Genomic DNA, 1,970 nt, shown 5'->3' with positions numbered 1-1,970 from the left:
CGGGGGCCGCCTGGCCGGGCGGCGCGAAACCGGGCGCGGCGCCCTGGGCGGGCGCGGGAGCGGGGGCGGGCTCCTCCTCGGCCACTTCACCGCCGAAGTTCTTGAGCAGCGCCTCCAGTCCCCCGTCGAAGCCCTGTCCGACGGCGGCGAACCGCCAGACGTCCTTGAGGTAGAAGTCGCCCAGCATCACCGCGCGTTCGGTGCTGAACTCCGAACCGGTGAAGGAATACCGGGCCACCTCCTCGCCGCCCGCGACGATCCGGATATAGCCGGGGCCGATCTGCGACATCTGCCCGGCGCCGTCGAGGGTCGCGGTGAAGGAGAGCTTCTGGATGGCGGAGGGGATGCTGTCGAGCGTGACGCGGAACGAATCCGTGTCACCCGCCTGCGCCCCGAGTTGCTGTATCGCTTCTTCAGGGGATTTCGGCTGGTTGAAAAAGATGAAGTAGCGGTCGTCCGACAGCCGCTCGTCCGCGTCGAGCCCGAAGCAACTGATGTCGAACGTCAGGCCGGGCCCGGCGATCTGCACCCCGACGTACAGATCCCTCCCGGCCGTCAGATCACTGATCCTGGCCTTGTGGCCGCGCTGGAATTCCCTGGCCATACGTTAGGACCGTCCCCCATCGCCGTACCGGTTGTGTGCATTGCGCGCCAGGCTAGCCGCTGCCGCCGACTATGAGCGACGCCAAGGAGCACGGGTGTGGTTCCGTTACGGCACGGGGGTGGTTCCGTTACGGCACGCGCGTCGTCCCTACGGCCGCGCGTGGTCCCCTACGGCTCGTCGTCCCCGGGCCCGGAGAGATGCGGCAACCGCCCGGCGGCGACCACCCCTTCGAGATAGCCCCGCGCCCGCTCGGTCCGCGGATACGCCTCCAGAAGCTGCCAGAAGCGCCGCCCGTGACCCGGCACCAGAAGATGGGCCAGCTCATGGAGAAGCACATAGTCCACGACGTACTCGGGCATGCCCTGGAGCCGGTGCGAGAGCCGGATGCTGCCCTCGGCGGGAGTGCACGACCCCCAGCGGGTGTTCTGGTTGGTGACCCAGCGGACGGATTCGGGCCGCGCCCGCCCGTCCAGGTACTGGCCGGAGAGCAACTCGGCGCGGGCGGCCAGCTCCGCGTCGCCCAGCATCCGCTTGCTCTCCTGCGCGGCCAGCTTGTCCAGCATGACGCCCACCCAGCGCTGCTCCTCCGCCTCGGACATCCGGGCGGGGATGAGGACGACGGTGCGGTCGCCCTCGCGATAGGCGGAGACCGTCCTGCGCCGCCGGGTGCTCCGGCGGACCTCGACCGCGCTCGTGCCCGAGCCTCGGCTCTGCGGGCTCGGGACGGTGCGCGGTGCGCTCGCGGCGCTGCGAGGGTTCTCCCCCGCGGTGCGAGAGGACGGATCGGCGGGCACGCCCCGACGTTACCCGGTGGCCGCCGGGGAAGTCCCGCCCCGCACCTTGTTGCGGACCGAACCACTCCTCGGTGTGCACGGCTTGTACGACCGGTGTTCGTACGACTTATTCCACCGCCTGTGGATAACGCGCTGCGGGCTCCGGTCGCCTGCCCGCATGCTGAGGGCGGTGCAACGGAAGCGAACCGGTGCAACTCGGCGTGAAAGTAATGAACAGGTAAGTACAGGCACGAAAATGTACAGAACATCAAACGGGGGGGCGGCGATGCATCCGATGCTCAAGCCCGCGCTGCGGCGCGGCTGGCGGAGTCGGGACACGATCCAGTTCGGGGTGGCCCGGGCGCATGCGGTGGTGATGGGGCCGGTGGACACCGCCACGGGCAGCTTCCTGGAGCTGCTGGACGGCACCCGCGGTCTGCCGCTGCTGCGGCAGGAGGCCCGGGCCATCGGGCTGCCGGAGGGGCGGGCCGACGCACTGGTGGACCGGCTGACGGCGGCCGGTCTGCTGGACGAGCCGAGGGACGGCGGTGAGCCCGCCGCGGCCCTGGACCGGCTGCGGCCCGACGCGGGGG

The 1,970-nt window shown here is 70.7% G+C and carries 2 protein-coding genes and 1 pseudogene; 1 reads left to right on the top strand and 2 read right to left on the bottom strand.

Annotation, left to right across the window (positions count from 1 at the left end):
* Together KN815_RS48840 and KN815_RS48835 are read right to left on the bottom strand one after the other, a co-directional pair.
* Positions 1-604, bottom strand: a 604-nt coding sequence (locus tag KN815_RS48840) for a TerD family protein (RefSeq protein WP_216348166.1), incomplete at its 3' end; no start/stop codon positions are given.
* A 167-nt stretch (positions 605-771) separates the two neighbouring features.
* A complete protein-coding gene (locus KN815_RS48835) occupies positions 772-1,398 on the bottom strand; it encodes a M48 metallopeptidase family protein (RefSeq protein WP_216348165.1) in 627 nt (208 codons plus the stop codon).
* Between the two features lie 265 nt (positions 1,399-1,663).
* Between KN815_RS48835 and KN815_RS48830 the strand changes: the two are divergent.
* A pseudogene (locus KN815_RS48830) lies at positions 1,664-1,970 on the top strand (ThiF family adenylyltransferase); the annotation flags it as partial.

The organism is Streptomyces niphimycinicus (genome assembly GCF_018883605.1).
GTDB lineage: Bacteria > Actinomycetota > Actinomycetes > Streptomycetales > Streptomycetaceae > Streptomyces > Streptomyces niphimycinicus.
The sequence above is the reverse complement of the archived record's forward strand: the minus strand, read 5'-3'. Positions and strand labels throughout refer to the sequence as shown.